At 73.0% G+C, this 18,151-nt stretch carries 18 protein-coding genes and 2 pseudogenes; 14 read left to right on the top strand and 6 right to left on the bottom strand.

What is annotated here, in order from left to right; all coding sequences use genetic code 11:
- Positions 1–8 precede the first annotated feature (8 nt).
- The 5 genes from ACIRVH_RS00710 to ACIRVH_RS00690 all read left to right on the top strand — a co-directional run bounded on the left by ACIRVH_RS00710 (position 9) and on the right by ACIRVH_RS00690 (position 4,196).
- Positions 9–1,505 carry a SulP family inorganic anion transporter gene (locus tag ACIRVH_RS00710; RefSeq protein ID WP_403947076.1) on the top strand — a complete coding sequence of 499 codons (1,497 nt, stop codon included), beginning with the start codon at positions 9–11 and terminating at the stop codon, positions 1,503–1,505.
- A 144-nt stretch (positions 1,506–1,649) separates the two neighbouring features.
- Positions 1,650–2,468, top strand: coding sequence for a slipin family protein (locus tag ACIRVH_RS00705; protein ID WP_403947074.1), 819 nt, complete (start codon positions 1,650–1,652; stop codon positions 2,466–2,468).
- A 10-nt stretch (positions 2,469–2,478) separates the two neighbouring features.
- Positions 2,479–3,024, top strand: coding sequence for a YbhB/YbcL family Raf kinase inhibitor-like protein (locus ACIRVH_RS00700; protein WP_403947072.1), 546 nt, complete (start codon positions 2,479–2,481; stop codon positions 3,022–3,024).
- A gap of 86 nt (positions 3,025–3,110) precedes the next feature.
- Positions 3,111–3,959: a polysaccharide deacetylase family protein gene (locus ACIRVH_RS00695; RefSeq protein WP_403947070.1), complete on the top strand. Its 849-nt coding sequence runs from the start codon at positions 3,111–3,113 to the stop codon at positions 3,957–3,959.
- Between the two features lie 18 nt (positions 3,960–3,977).
- Positions 3,978–4,196, top strand: a complete 219-nt coding sequence (locus tag ACIRVH_RS00690; RefSeq protein WP_403947068.1) for a hypothetical protein — start codon at positions 3,978–3,980, stop codon at positions 4,194–4,196.
- On the opposite strand, the gene ACIRVH_RS00685 is transcribed toward ACIRVH_RS00690, so the two are convergent.
- Positions 4,188–4,859: an ABC transporter gene (locus tag ACIRVH_RS00685; protein ID WP_403947067.1), complete on the bottom strand. Its 672-nt coding sequence runs from the start codon at positions 4,857–4,859 to the stop codon at positions 4,188–4,190. The genes ACIRVH_RS00690 and ACIRVH_RS00685 overlap by 9 nt on opposite strands.
- The gene (locus ACIRVH_RS00680) at positions 4,856–5,734 is read right to left on the bottom strand and encodes an ATP-binding cassette domain-containing protein (RefSeq protein ID WP_403947065.1); all 879 of its coding nucleotides are present in this window, start codon (positions 5,732–5,734) and stop codon (positions 4,856–4,858) included. The genes ACIRVH_RS00685 and ACIRVH_RS00680 overlap by 4 nt, the downstream gene beginning before the upstream one ends.
- A gap of 131 nt (positions 5,735–5,865) precedes the next feature.
- Here ACIRVH_RS00680 and ACIRVH_RS00675 point away from each other — a divergent pair, with 131 nt between their 5' ends.
- From ACIRVH_RS00675 to ACIRVH_RS00645, 7 genes and pseudogenes are all read left to right on the top strand, one after another.
- A complete protein-coding gene (locus tag ACIRVH_RS00675; RefSeq protein ID WP_403947063.1) occupies positions 5,866–6,582 on the top strand; it encodes a peptidyl-tRNA hydrolase in 717 nt (238 codons plus the stop codon).
- A gap of 9 nt (positions 6,583–6,591) precedes the next feature.
- Positions 6,592–7,230: a TetR/AcrR family transcriptional regulator gene (locus tag ACIRVH_RS00670; protein WP_403947061.1), complete on the top strand. Its 639-nt coding sequence runs from the start codon at positions 6,592–6,594 to the stop codon at positions 7,228–7,230.
- An 80-nt stretch (positions 7,231–7,310) separates the two neighbouring features.
- Complete coding sequence (locus ACIRVH_RS00665) at positions 7,311–7,919, top strand: TIGR03086 family metal-binding protein (RefSeq protein ID WP_403947059.1); 609 nt, start codon at positions 7,311–7,313, stop codon at positions 7,917–7,919.
- 104 nt (positions 7,920–8,023) lie between these two features.
- Positions 8,024–9,313: a DUF692 domain-containing protein gene (locus tag ACIRVH_RS00660; RefSeq protein WP_403947058.1), complete on the top strand. Its 1,290-nt coding sequence runs from the start codon at positions 8,024–8,026 to the stop codon at positions 9,311–9,313.
- Positions 9,314–9,486: 173 nt separating this feature from the next.
- Positions 9,487–10,254, top strand: coding sequence for a DUF4142 domain-containing protein (locus tag ACIRVH_RS00655; RefSeq protein WP_403947056.1), 768 nt, complete (start codon positions 9,487–9,489; stop codon positions 10,252–10,254).
- A 96-nt stretch (positions 10,255–10,350) separates the two neighbouring features.
- The gene (locus ACIRVH_RS00650; RefSeq protein WP_403947054.1) at positions 10,351–11,136 is read left to right on the top strand and encodes a TIGR04222 domain-containing membrane protein; all 786 of its coding nucleotides are present in this window, start codon (positions 10,351–10,353) and stop codon (positions 11,134–11,136) included.
- Positions 11,137–11,285: 149 nt separating this feature from the next.
- Positions 11,286–12,770, top strand: a pseudogene (locus ACIRVH_RS00645) (alpha/beta hydrolase); the annotation flags it as partial.
- A 17-nt stretch (positions 12,771–12,787) separates the two neighbouring features.
- Here ACIRVH_RS00645 and ACIRVH_RS00640 read toward each other — a convergent pair.
- From ACIRVH_RS00640 to hemG, 3 genes and pseudogenes are all read right to left on the bottom strand, one after another.
- Entirely contained in the window at positions 12,788–12,871 is an 84-nt protein-coding gene (locus ACIRVH_RS00640) for a hypothetical protein (protein WP_389171950.1), read from the bottom strand.
- Positions 12,872–12,916: 45 nt separating this feature from the next.
- On the bottom strand, positions 12,917–13,648 hold the full coding sequence (hemQ, locus tag ACIRVH_RS00635) for a hydrogen peroxide-dependent heme synthase (protein WP_403947052.1): 732 nt from the start codon (positions 13,646–13,648) through the stop codon (positions 12,917–12,919).
- 5 nt (positions 13,649–13,653) lie between these two features.
- A pseudogene (hemG, locus tag ACIRVH_RS00630) lies at positions 13,654–15,259 on the bottom strand (protoporphyrinogen oxidase).
- 158 nt (positions 15,260–15,417) lie between these two features.
- Here hemG and ACIRVH_RS00625 point away from each other — a divergent pair.
- A complete protein-coding gene (locus tag ACIRVH_RS00625; RefSeq protein WP_403947050.1) occupies positions 15,418–16,371 on the top strand; it encodes a DUF4349 domain-containing protein in 954 nt (317 codons plus the stop codon).
- Between the two features lie 27 nt (positions 16,372–16,398).
- On the top strand, positions 16,399–17,793 hold the full coding sequence (locus ACIRVH_RS00620; RefSeq protein ID WP_403947048.1) for an FAD-dependent oxidoreductase: 1,395 nt from the start codon (positions 16,399–16,401) through the stop codon (positions 17,791–17,793).
- Positions 17,794–17,808: 15 nt separating this feature from the next.
- Here ACIRVH_RS00620 and ACIRVH_RS00615 read toward each other — a convergent pair whose 3' ends face one another.
- Complete coding sequence (locus ACIRVH_RS00615) at positions 17,809–18,072, bottom strand: hypothetical protein (protein ID WP_403947779.1); 264 nt, start codon at positions 18,070–18,072, stop codon at positions 17,809–17,811.
- Positions 18,073–18,151 lie beyond the last annotated feature (79 nt).

The raw sequence follows: 18,151 nt of genomic DNA, 5'->3' as shown, positions 1-18,151 counted from the left end.
GCGCGCCGATGAACAGTCCTCTCATATCCCGTTTCCCTCATCTGAGGCAGGACTTCGCCGCCTCTCTCGTCGTGTTCCTGGTCGCGCTCCCGCTGTGCGTGGGCGTGGCCGTCGCCTCCGGAGTGCCGGCCGAACTCGGCCTGGTCACCGGCATCGTGGGCGGCCTGGTCACCGGGCTGATGCGCGGCAGCAGCCTGCAGGTGTCCGGGCCGGCCGCCGGACTGACCGTGCTCGTCTTCGAGGCGGTCAAGGAGTTCGGGCTGCCGATGCTCGGCGCCATCGTGCTCACCACCGGCGTGCTCCAGCTGCTCATGGGCGCGCTGAAGCTGGGCCGGTACTTCCGGGCCATCTCGGTCTCGGTCGTCGAGGGCATGCTGGCCGGAATCGGTCTGGTCCTGATCGCCGGTCAGCTGTACCCGGCCATGGCGGCCAAGGCCCCCGACTCGGGCCTGGGCAAGATGGCCGGGCTGCCGAGGGCGTTCCTGGACGCCCTCGGTGCCGGGCCGGCCCTCACCTCGCTCGCCCTGTGCGCCGGCACCGTCGTGGTGCTGGCGCTGTGGAAGCACACACCGGCCACGGTACGTACGGTGCCCGGTCCGCTCGCCGCGGTCGGCCTCGCCACCCTGGCCGCCCTGGTGCTCAGCCTGCCGGTGGCCACCGTCGAGGTGAAGGGGCTGCTGGGCGCCGTCCAGCCACCGCCGCTCGACGCCTTCGCCGAGTTCGCCGGTGTCGGGGTGCTCGGCACGGTCGTGGCGTTCACGCTGATCGCGTCCGCCGAGTCGCTGTTCAGCGCGGCGGCCGTGGACCGGCTGCACGACGGTCCGCGCACGAAGTACGACAAGGAGCTGATCGCCCAGGGCGCGGGCAACGCGGTGTGCGGGCTGCTCGGCGCGCTGCCGATGACCGCGGTGATCGTGCGCAGCGCGGCCAACGTGCAGGCGGGCGCCCGGACGAAGGCGTCCCGCGTGCTGCACGGCGTCTGGCTGCTGCTGTTCGCGGCCCTGCTGCCGGGCGTGCTCGCCTACATCCCGATCCCGGCCCTCGCGGGCATCCTGATCTACTCCGGCGCCAAGCTGGTGCCGGTCCGGGCGCTGGTCGGGCTGTGGCGCGAGCACCGGGGCGAGGCGCTGATCCTGGCCGTCACCGCCGTGTCGATCGTGGCGGTCAGCATGTTCGAGGGCGTGCTCATCGGCCTGGCGCTGGCGATCGTCAAGACGGCCTGGGAGGCCTCGCACCTCCGGCTGGAGATCGTCGACAAGGGCGCGGGTCCCGTCGAGGCGTACCTGTCGGGCAACGCGACCTTCCTGCGGCTGCCGAGGATGCTCGACAGCCTGGAGGCGCTGCCCCAGGACCGCCCGGTCCGGCTCGACCTGTCCGGACTGCACCACCTGGACCACGCCTGCCGCACGGCCCTGGAGAACTGGGCCGAGCGTCACAGCGCGACGGGCACCGAGCCGGTGGAGGTGACCGCACCCGAGGAGCCTGCCAGAGCCACGGTCGCCTGATCGGCCACCGTCCCCGGGTCGGGGCGCCGACGCCCCTCGGCTCCCTGGCCCGGCCTTTCCGCACCGCCCATGGCTTCTGTCCCGGCCCGGAACTATCGTTACAGCAGCGGACAGAAAGCAAGGCCTCTCCCTGAGGAGGTCACCATGCTCCAGGATCTGCTGGGGGCGCTTGCGGCGCTGGGTTCCGTCGGGGTCGTGTACTTCGCGATGGCGGCACGGGTCATCAAGCAGTACGAGCAGGGGGTGCTCTTCCGGCTCGGGCGGGTCACGAGTGAAGTACGCGAACCGGGTCTGAACCTGGTGATCCCGTTCGTGGACCGGCTGCACAAGGTGAACATGCAGATCGTGACCATGCCGATCCCGGCCCAGGAGGGCATCACCCGCGACAACGTCACGGTGCGCGTGGACGCGGTCGTCTACTTCCGGGTGGTCGACTCGGTGAGTGCGCTGGTGAAGGTCGAGGACTACAAGTTCGCGGTCTCCCAGATGGCGCAGACCTCGCTGCGCTCGATCATCGGCAAGAGCGACCTGGACGACCTGCTGTCCAACCGGGAGAAGCTCAACCAGGGCCTGGAGCTGATGATCGACAGCCCGGCCGTCGGCTGGGGCATCCAGGTCGACCGGGTGGAGATCAAGGACGTGTCCCTGCCGGACGCGATGAAGCGGTCCATGGCCCGCCAGGCCGAGGCCGATCGGGAGCGCCGGGCCCGGATCATCAACGCCGACGCCGAACTGCAGGCCTCCAAGAAGCTCGCCGAGGCCGCACAGCAGATGGCCGACACACCGACCGCGCTCCAGCTGCGGCTGCTCCAGACGGTGATGGCGGTGGCCGCCGAGAAGAACTCCACGCTGGTCCTGCCGATCCCGGTGGAGCTGCTGCACTTCCTGGAGAGGGGCCAGCAACCGGAGAGAGGCCAGCAAGAGCTCGCGCCGCACGCGGACGGAGGACCGCCCTCCGGCTAGCGTGCCGGGCATGCGCAAAGGTTGGGTGATCGCCATGGCCGCGATGGCCGTGGTACCGGGGTGCACGGACGGGGGCGGCTCGTCGTCGGCCCCCTCCCCCACCGCCCTGAGGCTCACGGTCACGAGCCCCGCGTACGCCGACGCCGACACGATCCCGAGCCGCTACACCTGTGACGGCGAGAACGTCTCGCCCCCGCTCGCCGTCACCGGCGTACCCCCACAGACCGCCTCCCTGGCCCTTCTGCTCCAGGATCCCGACGCCCCGCGCGGCACCTTCACGCACTGGCTGGTGTGGGACATCGACCCGCACACCACGCACCTCACGGCCGGCGAGCGCCCGCAGGGAGCGGTCGAGGGCCGCAACGGCTTCGGGAGGACGGGTTACGGCGGTCCCTGCCCGCCCCGCGGCGACAGCCCGCACCACTACGTCCTCACGGTGTACGCCGCCGACCGCCGACCGGACCTCGCCCCCGACGCCACGCCCACCGACCTCCTCCAGGCCCTGTCCGGCCACACCCTGGCGACGGGCACCCTGACCGGAAGGTACGGCCGCTAGCCGGGCGTACGCCGTACGGGCGGCGTGACCCCGGAATCGGAAGTCATATCACCGTATAAGCGGTCATTCAGTCCTACTTTCATACGGTGATTGCACCAGCGCTCCGTATCACTGCCGTCTGCGCCCTGGGCGCGGCCCTCGCCGCCTGCGGTACCGCGGGCACCCCCGGCCCCGCGCGCCCGGCGCACGCCAAGCCGGCCGCCTCCCCGTCCGCCTCACGGACGCCCGTGCTCGCCCCGGGTCCGGGCGGTCTGACCCCGGTGTTCGAGCACGGCCCGCGCACCCTGGGCAAGACCGTCGCGCTGACCTTCGACGCCGACATGACCGCCGACCAGGGGCCCCGCGCCGCCTCCGGCGAGCACTTCGACAACCCGGACCTGATCGGCACCCTGCGCACGCTGAAGGTGCCGGCGACCGTCTTCATGACCGGCCGGTGGGCCGATCAGTACCAGGCGCAGGCCCGCTCCCTCGGCCAGGACCCGCAGTTCGAGGTGGCCAACCACTCCTACAGCCACTACGCGTTCACCTCCGACTGCTACGGCCTGCCGACCGTCGAACCGGACCAGATGCGCAAGGACGTCGAGCGGGCGTACGCCGCCTTCCGCAAGGCGGGCGTGCCCCATCCGCTGCCCTACTTCCGTTTCCCCGGCGGCTGTTACGACCGTCAGGCGCTGCGCGCGCTCAGCGGGGTCGGGGTCACCGCGGTGCAGTGGGACGTGGTGAGCGGTGACGCGTTCGCCACGGACGCCGACGCGGTCGTCCGGCAGGTGCTGGACGGGGTGAAGCCCGGGTCGGTGGTCGTCATGCACTGCACCCGCAGCGCCGCCCCGACGACCGAGCAGGTCGTGCGCACGGTCGTGCCGCAGCTGCGCAAGCAGGGCTACCGGTTCGTGAAGGTCTCCGAGCTGATCGGCGAGACGAACGGCCACCGGTGACCGTCCTACGCTGAGGGCATGAGCGACGACGACTACTGCACGGTCACCGACGCGACCCGGCCCCCGAAGGCCGACGGCCCGCCGTACGCCATGGGGGTCCCCCCGCTCGAGCGCAGTCGAGAGTGGGGGAGTGTCCTGTGCCGGGAGCCGACGGAGTACCCGGAGTCGCACAAGGGCATCACGCTGTGCCCCGTCTGCGAGTGGCAGGAGGCACAGCGCACCGCCTGTTCAGGGTGACCGGCGGGCGGTGAGCGCGCAGGCCGCCGCGAAGGCCGCGGCGGTGACGAGGGCGGCCCCGGCCAGGGGCAGCAGCGGCACCGGGACCCGGCCCGACTGCGAACCGGTCACCAGACCGCTGACCGCGGCCTGGGCCGGGGAGCCCGCGAGCACCACCGACAGCAGCGCGGCCAGTAGCATCGCGGGCACCGCGCGGCCGGTGGAGTGCAGCACCGGCCGGTTGGTGAGCGCGCCGACGGCACTGCCCAGCAGGGCGCAGGCCAGGGCGGCCAGGAGCCCGGCCAGGCCGGCCCCGAGCGGCGGGACATGGGTGCGGTGGCCGTTGCTCGCCGGGTCGCTGATCAGCGTCATGACCAGGGTCGCCACCGCCCCGAGCGCCACCGAGGCGAGCAGCGCCGTCAGCAGGCAGGCCAGGTGGGCGCGGGCGGGGCCGCGCGCCGCGGCGACGCAGGCACGGGCGGCGTCCGGCTCGCCCGTGACACAGATCCGCACCAGCCAGGCGGCCACCGGCAACAGACCGGCGGCCGCGTAGCCGAGCGAGTCGAGCACCGGCTGACCGCTCTGCACGCCGACCCCGAGGAAGGCGACGTAGAGGATCACCGGCGGCAGCCAGCGCTGCGAGCGCAGCAGCAGGTCGGCCTGGTAGCGCAGGAGAGCGGTCATGGGCGGCTTCCGGGGTCGAGTGGGGTGGTGCCGTCCGGCTCGACGCTCACCACGTGCCAGGGCGGGCGGGCCGTCAGCAGGGCGCGCAGGAGAACGTCCGAATGGGAGGCGGGGACGGCGAGGCGGTGGACGCCGGGGGCCGTCTCCCGCGCCGAGGTGACGGTCCGCACCGCGTCGGGCGACAGCTGCGCCCCCGGCGCGCCCTGTACGGTGACGTGGGTGAGGGGCCCGGCAGGCGGCGAACTCCCGCCGTCCGCACCGAGCTTGATGCCACCGTCCACGACGGTGTACGTCGCGTCGGGCACCCCGGCCAGGCGGCGCGGGTCGTGATCGACGAAGACGACGGCACCCCCCGCCGCGGTCCGCTCGGCCACCGCCCGCTCCAGTTCGGCCCGCGCGGCCGCGTCCAGCCCGGTCCACGCCTCGTCCAGGACTATCAGCTCCGGGTCGGCGAGGAGGGCCTGCGCGACGGCGACCTTCTGGCTGCTGCCCTTGGACAGGCGTGACATGGGGGTACCCGCGTAGGCCGCGGCGCCGAACCGCTCCAGCCAGCCGTGTGCGGCGTTCGCGGCGGTCTTCGGGGAGAGGCCGTGGATGGTGCCGAGGTGGGTGAGGTAGCCGGCCGCGGTGAAGGGCAGGGCCGAGGGGAAGCGCTCCGGGACGTAGGCCGTACGCGGGCGCCCGGTGACACGGCCTTCGGTCGGGGCGTCCAGGCGGGCGATGAGGCGGAGGAGGGTGGATTTTCCGGTGCCGTTCGCTCCTTCGATGCGGGTCAGGGTTCCGGGGGTGAGCGTGAGGTGGATGTCTCGTAACACCCAGGGGCCGCGGATGCCGTAGCGGCGGCCTACGGCTGTCAGTCGTAGGTCATGTTGCATGGGGAGATTTTGTCCGGTCTCGCCGTAGGGGCTGATCCTGGGTCCGGTCTTCGAGACGTCCGGGCTGGTCGCGCCCACGCGGGCAGAGCCGCAGATGGTGCACACCCCCGCGCCCCTTAGGGTTGGGTGGTGTGAGCCAAGTTTCGTCGTCCCCCGGTGACAGTCCCTTCCAGACCGAGCCCAACCCTCGTGACGAGGCACAGCAGTACGTACTGCCTCTCGTCGTCCGCATCGAGCGGAGTGCTCCTCCGGCCCGTACCGATGCGCTGGAGACGGCTGCTCGGGCCGTGCTTCTGCTGCTGAGTGACGAGCGGGCCGTCGGGGACGGGGAGTGGGCCGAGGTCGTGCGGGACTGGGAGGACGCGCGGATCCGGAAGGTCGTACGGCGGGCCCGAGGATCCGAGTGGCGGCGGGCCGAGGCGCTGCCCGGGATCACGGTGCACGGCAAGTCCGCGGAGGTGCGGGTCTTCCCGCCGGTTCCGCTGGACGGCTGGCCCAAGGATCTGGCGAAGCTGCAGGTGTCGGGAACCGAACTGGACGATCCGGAGCCGCCCGTCGGGGCCGATCGCGGCCGGCCGGTGCTGTGGCTGAACCCGGATCTCGAGATGTCTGCCGGGAAGACGATGGCCCAGGCGGGGCACGGTGCCCAGCTGGCCTGGTGGGCACTGTCCGACGAGGAGCGGACCGCGTGGCGGGAGGCCGGGTTTCCGTTGGCCGTCCGCCCGGCCGATCCCGCCGAGTGGGGCCGGCTGACCGGCAGCGGGCTGCCGTTGGTACGGGACGCCGGCTTCACGGAGATCGCGCCGGGCTCCTGCACGGTGGTCGCCGACCACCCCGCGCTGCGGTAGGGGGCGCCGGTGACTCGGCTCGACGGGCGCGTCGAACGGGGCAACCGGACCCGGCAGTTGGTGCTGCGCCGGACCGTGGAGATCGCCTCGGTCGAGGGGCTGGAGGCGCTGACCGTCGGCCGGCTGGCCACCGAGCTGGAGCTGAGCAAGAGCGGGGTGTTCGCGCTCTTCGGCTCCAAGCAGGAGCTGCAGCTGGCCACCGTGCGGGAGGCGGCCCGGATCTTCACCGAGCGGGTGCTCCGGCCCGCGGGCGAGGTGCCGGCCGGCATCGGACGGGTGTGGCAGCTTTGCGAGTTGTGGCTGGAGTACTCGCGGGGTCGGGTGTTCCCGGGCGGCTGCTTCTTCTACGGCGTCATGGCCGAGTTCGACGCGCGGACGGGCCCGGTGCACGACGCGGCGGTCCGCGCGCAGCGCGACTGGTCGGCCCGCGTGGAGCGCACGATCGAGGAGGCCCGCGCGGCGGGTGAGCTGCGCGCCGACACGGACATCGCCCAACTGGCCTTCGAGCTGGTGGCGTTGATGGAGACGGCGAACGCCCTCTCCGTGCTGCACGACGAGGAGACCGCCTATCGCAGAGCCCGGGCGGGCATCGCGCGGCGGTTGCGGGACACGGCGGTGGGAGGCGTGCCGGTTCCCGAAGTCTCTTGAGGGGACGAGCCGATGAGGACTGCGGTGGGGTGCTGATTAAAAACTAGCACGATCGTTCGCACAGTTTTATGCTCGTCCGCATGACCGTCACCGAGAGCGACATCGTGGAACTCGACCGCATCGCCGTGCGCGAGGCCGTGCGGATGGTGGGACTGGCGGAGGAGTCGGACTGGGAGCGGGGCACCCCGTGCGCGGGGTGGACGCTGCGGCGGCTCGTGGCGCACATGACCGCACAGCACCTCGGTTTCGCGGCGGCCGCGCGCGGTGCGGGGCACGACGCGGCGTACTGGCGGGAGCAGGAGGACCTGCGGGAGCCCGCCGGGATGCACCGGGTGGCCGCCACCGCCGTACTCGCGGCCTTCGCCGAACCGGGCGCGGCCGAGCGCGAGTTCGCGCTGCCGGGGCTGGGCGGGAGCTTCCCGGGCGGCCGGGCCATCGGCTTCCACTTCATCGACTACGTGGTGCATGCGTGGGATGTCGCCGCCGCCCTCGGTGCGCGTCTGGAGCTGCCGGAGCACGTGCTCGACGCCGCGCTCGCCGTGGCCCGGCGCGTGCCCGTCGACCCTGCCCGACGCGGGCCGGGGTTCGCCTTCGCCCCGGCGCTGGGGGTGCCGGCGGGGTCCGGGCCCCTGGAGGAGGCGTTGCGCCTGCTGGGCCGGGTCCCGGAGGAATGGCCGGTGCGAGGGTGAGGAGCGGCGAACCTCAAATGTTGCTCTGAAGGCGCGGGCGCGGGGATTGGGTGCCACGCGCCGGGGCCATACCCCCGTCACTCGGAGAAGGAGGGGGTGGAGCGGTGCGGCGACTGGGGACGGGAATCGGCTGGCGGCCGGAGATCGCGGACGCCGTGGAGCGCATGCCGGGCATCGACTGGGTGGAGGTCGTGGCGGAGAACGTCTGCCCCGGCCACCTCCCGGACTCGCTGCGCAGGCTGCGCGAGCGCGGGGTGACCGTGATCCCGCACGGCGTCTCCCTCGGCCTCGGCGGTGCGGACCGGCCCGACGCGGGCCGGCTGACGGCGCTCGCCGAGCGGGCGGAGGCGCTCGGCGCGCCGCTGGTCACCGAGCACATCGCGTTCGTGCGGGCGGGCGGCACGCTCACCGCCTCGCCGCACCTGGAGGCGGGCCATCTGCTGCCCGTGCCGCGCACCCGGGACGCGCTCGACGTGCTCTGCGAGAACGTGCGGATCGCACAGGACGCGCTGCCGGTGCCGCTCGCCCTGGAGAACATCGCCGCGCTGTTCTCCTGGCCGGGCGAGGAGATGACCGAGGGGCAGTTCCTGGCCGAGCTGGTCGAGCGGACCGGGGTGCGGCTGCTCATCGATGTGGCCAACCTGCACACCAACCACGTCAACCGGGGTGAGGACCCGGCCGAGGCGCTCGCCGCGCTGCCCCTGGAGGCCATCGCCTACGTCCATGTCGCGGGCGGCTTCGAGCGCGACGGTGTCTGGCACGACAGCCACGCGCACCCCGTGCCGCGTCCGGTGCTCGACATCCTGACCGACCTCGCGTCCCGGGTCGCACCGCCCGGGGTGCTGCTGGAACGGGACGAGAACTTCCCCGAGCCGGCCGAGCTGGAGCGGGAGCTGGGGGCGATCCGGGGGGCCGTGGCGGCCGGCCGGGCGACCGCTCCGGTCGGCGGTACGGCTAAGCCGGGCGGGGGCGTCGCCGTCCTGGCCCCGCCCGAGGCCCGGCAGCGGCTCGGTGTCGCCCAGGCCGCGGTGCTGTCCTCGCTGGTGGCCGGCACGCCGGTGCCGGAGGGGTTCGACCGGGTGCGGATGGGGGTGCAGGCGCGGGCCCTCGCGGCGAAGCGGGTGGACGTCGTGGCCAAGGTGGCGCCCGAGCTGCCTGCGCTGCTCGGGGAGGGGTACCGGGGAGCGTTCCTCGAGTACGCGCGGGTGCGGCCGATGAGCGGGGGGTATCGGCGGGATGCGCTGGACTTCGCGGAGCACCTGCTGAAAGTCGGGCGCCCGGAGGACGCGAGGGTACGGCGTCAGCTGCGCGAGTGGTGGCTGCACCGGGCGGGTCCGACGCCGCGGTCCCCGGGGCTGGCGGCCCGGGCGAGGGTACTGCTGCGGAGACGCTGAACGGCAGTGGTGCGGGCCGGGGGTGCCCGCAGCTGCGTGGGGATTGCGGCGGGCGTCATGCGGGCGACGGCCCGCTGCTCGACGGCGCGGTGCAAGGTCGCCCCGAACCCCGCAGTAATATGCCAAGCCCGCCCCCGCCGCACGAACCCCCGGGGTGCGGAGCAGGAGGCACCATGCGACCGCGACCCCCCATCACGGGCCGAGGCATATTCAGCGGCACAGGACTCATCATCACGGGCCTGGCGGCGACCACCGCAGCGCTGCTCTTCCCGGTCTGGTCCTACGCCGACCGATCGGGCACGACCGACGCGAACACGCTCAGCGCACAGACCGTGACGACCCCGTACGGCCCGCTGTCCGCGCAGGACCGGGACCTCGTCACCAAGGTCCGGCTCGCGGGCCTGTGGGAACTGCCCGCCGGACAGATGGCGGAGCGGAAGGGGACCACACAGGCCGTACGCGACGCCGGGAAGCACCTGATCGACGGCCACACCTCCCTCGACGCACACGTCCGCACCGTCGCCACCCAGCTCGGCGTACCCCTGCCCAACGAGCCCAACGAGCAGCAGAGGCAGTGGCTCGTCACCCTGAACGCGGCGCAGGGCCAGGACTTCGACCGCACGTTCACGAGCATCCTGCGCCTCGCGCACGGCCGGGTCTTCTCCCTGGTCGCCCAGGTCCGCGCCGGCACCCAGAACACCCTGGTCCGCGACCTGGCCGACGACGCCAACGCGACCGTGCTGGACCACATCAAGATCCTGGAGGCGACCGGGTACGTCGACTTCTCGGCGCTCGCCCGGGATCTCGCCGCGTCGGCCTCCCCCGTGCCCACACCCCCGGTGGTCGACCCCGCCTCCGCGGTGCCGGTGGCGCCCTCGCCGTCGACGACGTACTCCCTGCCGCCCGCCGCGGCCAGCCCGCCCCCGGCGAACAGCCCCTGACCTGCGGGGAAAACGGAACGTCACAAACCGGCAACACTCGGTCCGGATGGTGAACAAGGCATGGAGTTTCCCCGGCCCCTGGCATAGAAACACGTCATGTTCTGGGTCCTCCTGCTGCTCCTGGCCTGGGTGTTGGCCGGCATCGCGTGCACCCGGCTGTGCCTGGCCGCCGTACACGCCGCGGCCGTCGACACGGACGGCACCGTCGCGGACCACGGGCACGCCCTTACGCTGTACGAGGCGGCGTTCCTGTCCGGCGGCCCCGCGCGGGTCGCCGATGTGACCATGGTGTCCATGGCCCGGCAGCGGCGGTTGCTGCTCGCGCACACCGGGTGGGCCACGGTCGTGGACCCGCGGGGCCACGACGAGATGGAGCGGTCCGTCATAGGGGCGATAGGGCCCGAGGGACAGTCCCGGATCGCACCGGTGCGTGCCGCGGCGGCCGGTGCGGAGGCCGTACGCCGGCTCTCCGACGGTCTGGTGCGCGCGGGACTCGCGGTGCCCGACGGCGCGCGTACGACCGTGGCGGCGGGAGTGCGCCAAGTGCGAGCCGCCGCGCTGCTCGTGCTGACGCTGGGCCTGACCGCGCTGCTGATGCCCGGTCAGACCGGCATGCCGCGCCTGCTCGTCGCCCTGTGGTTCGCGCTGCCGCTGATCCTCACCCTGAGCTGTCTGGCCATCGCCCGGGTCGAGGTGCTTCCGTACTCACGCTGGGCCTCCCCCGCCGGACAGCGGCTGCTGGGGTCGCTGACCCGGCGTTCGACCGGTGACGGCGACGAGCGCTCCTTTCTCACCTCCGTCGCCGTACGCGGTATCCGCGCGATCGGCGAGCCCGAACTGCGCGCGGCCTTCACCCACCGCGACCAGCCGTGGCGGGAGTGAGGCCGGACCCGGGGGCGCATCGGGGGCATTGACCGCGACACCCGCCGGGCGGTGCTTGCCTTCACCGACGAGCGAACGAAACATCCCTTCTGTCGTCGCCGGGGCCGTGGCAGCCGTGCCATCGCCGCCGTGCACGGAAGGGATACGCGATGAGAGCTGCCGTCCTGTACTCGGCCGCCGGTTCCTTGCTCCTGACCACCCTGGCCGCGGCCCCGGCGGACGGCGCCCCCGCCGTTCCCGGCGCGGCGGAGCTGCACGGGGCCGCGGTGGCCGCCGCGCGCGCCCGCACGGCCGGCGTCGACTTCGCCAAGTGCGCCGCCGAGCTGCACATGCCGGCCGGCCTGCAGTGCGGCACGGTGAGCGTTCCGCTGGACTACGCCCACCCCGACGGCGAGCAGATCAAACTGACCGTCAGCCGGGTGCGGGCCACCCACAAGGACCCGCACAACAGCAAGCGGAAGGTGCCCCGGCAGGGCACCCTGGTCTACAACCCGGGCGGCCCCGGCGCGTCCAGCATGTACTTCCCGATGATCGGCACGTTCCCCGAGTGGAAGCGGATCGCCGCCGCCTACGACCTGGTCGGCTACGCCCCGCGCGGGGTGGAGCGTTCGGCGCCGCTGTCGTGCGTGGACCCCAAGCACTTCTTCAAGGGACCCACCCAGTCGCCGACGCACCCCTCGGAGCAGTACAAGCGGCAGCGCATCGACCAGGCGAAGGCGTACGCGCGCGGCTGCGGCGGGCGGTCCGGCGGCAGGCTCCGGTTCTACAACTCGCTCAACAACGCCCGGGACCTGGACGTCCTGCGGGCGGCGCTGGGCGAGGATCGGCTGACCTTCATGGGAGCGTCGTACGGCACCTACATCGGCGCGGTGTACGCGACGCTGTTCCCCTCGCACCTACGGCGGATGGTGCTGGACTCGGCGGTGGACCCGGACCCGGCGAAGGTCTGGTACCGCAACAACCTCGACCAGTCGGCCGCGTTCGAGGACCGCTGGACCGACTTCCGCGAGTGGGCCGCCCGGCACGACGACGTCTACCGGCTCGGCGACACGGCGGCGAAGGTGCAGCGCAGTTACGACACCGCGCTCGGACGGCTGGCCGCGAAGGCCGCGGACGGGAAGGTCGGACCGGGGCAGCTGCAGAACGTGTTCCTCGGCGCCGGGTACTACGACGACTACTGGCCGAGCCGGGCCGCCGCGCTGTCGGCGTATCTGAAGGGCGATGCGAAGCCGCTGGTCCGGCTGGCGGCACCGAGCCCGGAAACGGCCACCGAGGCCGAGAACGGCAGCGCGGTGTACACGGCCGTCGAGTGCAACGACGCGGCCTGGCCGACGGACTGGAAGGTGTGGAACCGGGACAACACGCGGCTCGCGCGCGTGGCGCCGTTCGAGACCTGGGACAACGCGTGGATGAACCTGCCGTGCGCCTACTGGCCCGCACCCCGGCAGCAGCCGCTGGACGTGCGCACCGGACCCGGTGAGCTGCCGCCGGTGCTGATCCTGGCGGCCGAGCGGGACGCGGCCACGCCGTACGCGGGGGCGCTGGAGATGAACCGGCGGCTGGCCGGCTCGGTACTGGTGACCGAGCGGGACGCGGGCACGCACGGGATCGGGGGCGGCCCGAACCGGTGCGTCAACGGGCATCTGGACGCCTACCTGCTGGAGGGCCGGCTCCCGGGGCGGCACACGGCCTGCGCACCGCGCCCGGAGCCGAAGCCCGAGGCCCCCGCGGACAACGCCCCCAGGAAGTCCCTGCGGGACTCCCTGAAGGGCAAGGCCGCCTAGGCGAGCCCGGCGACCAGCTCGGCCACGGACTTGCGGCGTCCGGTGAAGAACGGAACCTCTTCACGGACGTGCATGCGGGCCTCCGAGGCGCGCAGGTGGCGCATGAGGTCGACGATGCGGTACAGCTCGTCGGCCTCGAAGGCGAGCACCCACTCGTAGTCGCCGAGCGAGAACGAGGCGACCGTGTTGGCGCGCACGTCCGGGTAGCCGCGGGCCATCTTGCCGTGGTCGGCGAGCATGCGGCGGCGGTCCTCGTCCGGCAGCAGGTACCAGTCGTAGGAGCGCACGAACGGGTAGACGCTCACGTAGTTGCGGGGCGTCTCGTCGGCGAGGAACGCGGGGATGTGCGAGCGGTTGAACTCGGCCGGGCGGTGCAGCGCCATGTTCGACCAGACCGGCTCCAGGTGGCGGCCCAGCCTGGTGCGGCGGAAGAGGTTGTACGCCTCCTGCAGCTGGTCGCTGGTCTCGGCGTGCCACCAGATCATGAGGTCCGCGTCGGCACGCAGGCCGGAGACGTCGTAGGTGCCGCGGATCGTCACGTCCTTGGCGGCGAGCTGGTCGAACAGCTCCTGGACCTCGTCGGCGTAACCCGCGCGGTCCTCCGGCAGCACCTCCTTCAGCTTGAAGACCGACCAGAGGGTGTAGCGGATGACCTCGTTGAGGTCCTTGGCCAGCTTGCCCTTGTTCGGGACCCTGCCGGACTCGGTGGTGGGGGCGTCGTCACTCATGGTCCCTATTCTCCCGCTCCGCCGTGCAGGCTCTGCACCGGGTTGGCCGTCGGCTCCCGGACCCCGCTCAGGCCCCTTTTTTTGGCTCGTTCGCCTCCGGGGCGCCCCTACGGCTCACTCGCGGCCCAGCTGGTCCACCGCCGCGTAGGCGCTCGCGATGCAGGCGGGGATGCCGACGCCGTCGTACTGCGCGCCGCACACCGCGAGGCCCGGCAGCTTGGCGACGTGCTCGCGGATGCGGGCCACGCGCGCGTGGTGGCCCACCGGGTACTGGGGCAGGCCGTCGGTCCAGCGGGTCACCCGGGTCTGCAGCGGCACGGCGTCCAGGCCGGTCGCCTCGCGCAGGTCGTGCCGGGAGACCTCGACCAGGCCGGCGTCCTCGCGCTGCAGGATCTCCGTCTCGCCGTGGCGCCCCACGGAGGTGCGCAGCACCACCACGTCCGGGTCCTCGTCCGCGATCCAGCCCCATTTCCGGGAGGCGAAGGTCGACGCCTTGATGGTGCGGCCGTCGACGGGCGGCACCAGGAAGCCGCTGCCCTCGGGGAGGGCGAGGTCGGCCCGGCGGTAGGCGAGGGTGATCAGGGCCATGGAGGCGTACTCGACGGTGGCGAGTTCGGCGGCGGCCTCGGGGGACTCGGCGCGCAGGAGGCCGGCCGCGACGGGCGCGGGCACGGCGACGATCACGGCGTCGGCATGCAGGACACGGTCGCCGGCGACCACGCGCCAGACCGTGTGCGGCCGCGCCGCCGCGGGGGCCTGCGCGAGCGGCGAGCCGACGGCGCCCGCCGGTACCCCGAGATCGAGGGCCCTCGGCTCGCCCGCGCCATCCGCCTCCGGCTCGGCCACCCTTCTCAGCTCCGTCACCGGAGCGCCGGTCAGAAGCTCGCCGCCGCGCGCCCGCACCGCCTCGGCGACCGCGAGCGGCAGCCGGCCCACCCCGCCCTCGATGCCCATGAACACGGGCCCGGTCTGCTGGGCGGAGGCAGCCTTGGCCTGGATGTCGCGGACGGCCGCCGTGAGCGAGTCGTGGGTGCGGGCGGCCTGGAAGAGCTGCGGGACGGCCGAGCGCATCGAGATGCGGTACGCGTCGCCCGCGTACACCCCGCCCAGCAGGGGCTCCACCAGGCGGTCGACGACCTCGCGGCCGAGCCGCTCCGCGACGTACTCCCCCACGGCCACGTCGTCGCCGACCTCCGTGCGGGGCAGTGCCGCGTCGCGCTCGATGCGGGCCAGGCCCTCGTCCGACAGGACGCCGGCCAGGGCGTTCGCCGTGCCGGGGACGCCCATCACATGGCCCTTGGGCATCGGGCGCAGGGCGCCGCGCGTCCAGATCGAGGCGGTCGCGGTGGCCGGCGGCTGAAGCTGCTCGGCGAGGCCCACCTCGCGGGCCAGGGCGACCGCCTCGGGGCGGCGGGCGAGCATCGACTCGGCGCCCAGGTCCACCCGGACACCCGCGATCTCGCCCGGCAGCAGCTTGCCGCCGACCCGGCCCGAGGCTTCGAGGACGGTCACGCGCAGCCCGCGCTCCAGCAACCGGTGTGCGGCGGCCAGCCCCGCGATCCCGGCCCCGATGACGACGACACGCTCCGTGCCCCTGGGTGGTCCGCTCATGGGTCCACCTTCTCAGACGCCACTGACACTCGGGCCAGGGCCATGTGGCCCTGCCGAGTCGTGACCGTGACCGCATCGCGACCGCATACGCCAAACGTCCGGCCCTGCCCCGGCGTCCAAGGAGCGTCACAGGTCACCGTCATCGGGGGGTACAGCCCATGCGCACACCACGTTCCGCACGCTCCGTCCAGGTCCTGGCCGGGGTCCTGCTCGCCGCCTCCCTCACGCTCGCCGGGTGCAGCGGCGCGAACGACTCGGGCGACGCGAAGTCCGCCGCGGGGGGCTCGGCACCGCAGGCGGGCGCCGCCGCGGCCAAGGCGGAGGACGCCAAGTCGGCCCCGAGAACGCCCCGGCTGACCCCGAGCGCCATCATCCGCACCGCCTCCCTGACCGTCGAGGTCAAGGACGTGCCCAAGGCACTGGAGGCGGCCCGTACGACGGCTGAGAGCGCGGGCGGCTACGTCGGCAAGGAGAGCACCCGCCGGGACACCGAGGGCCACGAGCAGACCCGGGTCGTGCTGCGCGTGCCCACCGAGAAGTACGACGACGTCCTCGCCGACCTGCAGGGCTCCGGCAAGCTGGTCGAGCGCACGGCGAAGGCGGAGGACGTCACCGACCAGGTCGTGGACGTGGACAGCCGGATCACGTCGCAGCGGGCCAGCGTGGCCCGGATCCGCGAGCTGATGGACAAGGCGACCAAGCTGAGCGACGTCGTCACCCTCGAAGGGGAACTGAGCAGCCGGGAGGCGGACCTGGAGGCGCTGCTCGCACAGCAGGCGTCGCTGAAGGACCGCACCAGCCTCGCCACCATCGCCCTGGCCCTGTCCGAGACGCCGGTGAAGAAGGCCGCCGAGGACGGCACCCCCGGCTTCGTGGACGCCCTGTCGGGCGGCTGGCACGTGTTCGTCACGATGCTGCGCTGGATCGCCCTGGCCCTCGGCGCGGTCCTGCCGTTCGCCGCGCTGGCGGCACTGCTGGCGCTGCTCCGGCTGCGCGTCGTACGCCCCCGCCTGCTGCGCCGCGCCCAGCCCGCACCCGCGACGCCGACCGCTGCCCCGCTGCCCCAGGCCCGCCCGGTACCGGACCCGTCCGGCACGCCCGACCAGGACTGAAATGGACACGCCCCGTAGCGTGTTCGCATGAGCATGAGGAGCGGGCGGGGCGACAGGGAACGGCTGGTCGTGATCGGCGGCGACGCCGCGGGGATGTCCGCGGCGTCGCAGGCGCGCCGGATGCGGGGGCCGGACGAACTGGAGATCGTGGCCTTCGAGCGCGGCCACTTCTCCTCCTACTCGGCGTGCGGGATCCCGTACTGGGTCGGCGGTGACGTGCCCGAGCGGGACCGGCTGATCGCGCGCACACCGGAGGAGCACCGCGCGCGGGACATCGACCTGCGGATGCGGACGGAGGTCACGGAGATCGACGTCGCGGGCCGTCGGGTACGCGCGCGTGACGTCGATTCCGGGGACGAGTCCTGGGTGTCGTACGACAAACTCGTGATCGCGACCGGCGCCCGCCCGATCCGCCCGGACATGCCCGGCGCGGACGCCCCGGGCGTGCACGGCGTGCAGACACTCGACGACGGCCAGGCCCTGCTGGACTCGCTGGTCCACACGGGCGGCCGGCGCGCGGTCGTCGTCGGCGCCGGATACATCGGCGTGGAGATGGCCGAAGCGCTGATCAACCGCGGCTACGAGGTGACCGTCGTCAACCGCGGCAGCGAGCCGATGTCCACGCTCGACCCGGACATGGGCCGTCTGGTGCACCGGGCCATGGAGGGCCTCGGCATCACCATGGTGAACGACGCCGAGGTCACCAAGCTGCTCACCGGCGGGGACGGCCGGGTCCGCGCGGTGGCCACGGAGGACGCCGAGTACCCCGCGGACGTCGTCGTCCTCGGCATCGGCGTACACCCCGAGACCACGCTCGCCCGAGCGGCGGGCCTCCCCCTCGGCGCCCGCGGCGGCCTGCTCACCGACCTCGCGATGCGCGTACGCGGTCACGAGGAGATCTGGGCGGGCGGCGACTGTGTCGAGGTACTGAACCTGGTCTCCGGGCAGGAGCAGTACGTCCCGCTCGGCACTCACGCCAACAAGCACGGCCAGGTCATCGGCACCAACGTCGGCGGCGGCTACGCCACCTTCCCGGGCGTGGTCGGCACGGCCGTCAGCAAGGTGTGCGACCTGGAGATCGCCCGCACCGGCCTGCGCGAGAAGGACGCCCACCGCGTGGGCCTGCAGTTCGAGACCGTCACCATCGAGTCGACCAGCCGCGCCGGCTACTACCCCGGCGCCTCCCCCATGACGGTCAAGATGCTCGCCGAACGCCGCACCGGCCGGCTGCTCGGCGTCCAGATCGTCGGCAGAGAGGGCGCGGCCAAGCGGGTCGACATCGCGGCGGTGGCCCTCACCGCAGGCATGACGGTGGAGCAGATGACAGCCCTGGACCTGGGCTACGCCCCGCCGTTCTCGCCGGTCTGGGACCCGGTACTGGTCGCAGCGAGAAAGGCGGCGTCAAAAGTACGGCCGCGGTGACGTACGCAGCGCTCCTCAGGCCGTCCCGCTACTGATGCGCGGCAAGGAAGTGACGCCCGCACTCGATGTCACGGCCGCGGGCTGCTCGGCCGAAGGCTTCGCATGAGAGGCGGACGGCCGAGTCGACCGCAGCCGATAGCTCACCGCCTCGTCCAACGTCACGGGCCGCTGCATCTGCGAGGCCAGCCGCCCCGCCTCCTGACCGAGCCGCGCAACGTCCTCCCAGGGGAGCCGTACCACCAAAGACAGCTCGGCCTCACCATCGGGCAGAGCATGCATCGCCGAAACCTGCGGAGCTTCCATCGCCTGTCCTCACGTCGGTTGAGAACAGATACGCAAGCCCGCCCGGCCGCGTTCA

This window comes from Streptomyces sp. NPDC101165 (assembly GCF_044768135.1).
Lineage (GTDB): Bacteria > Actinomycetota > Actinomycetes > Streptomycetales > Streptomycetaceae > Streptomyces.
Note: the sequence above shows the minus strand (reverse complement) of the source record. Positions and strands in the feature narration are given on the sequence as shown.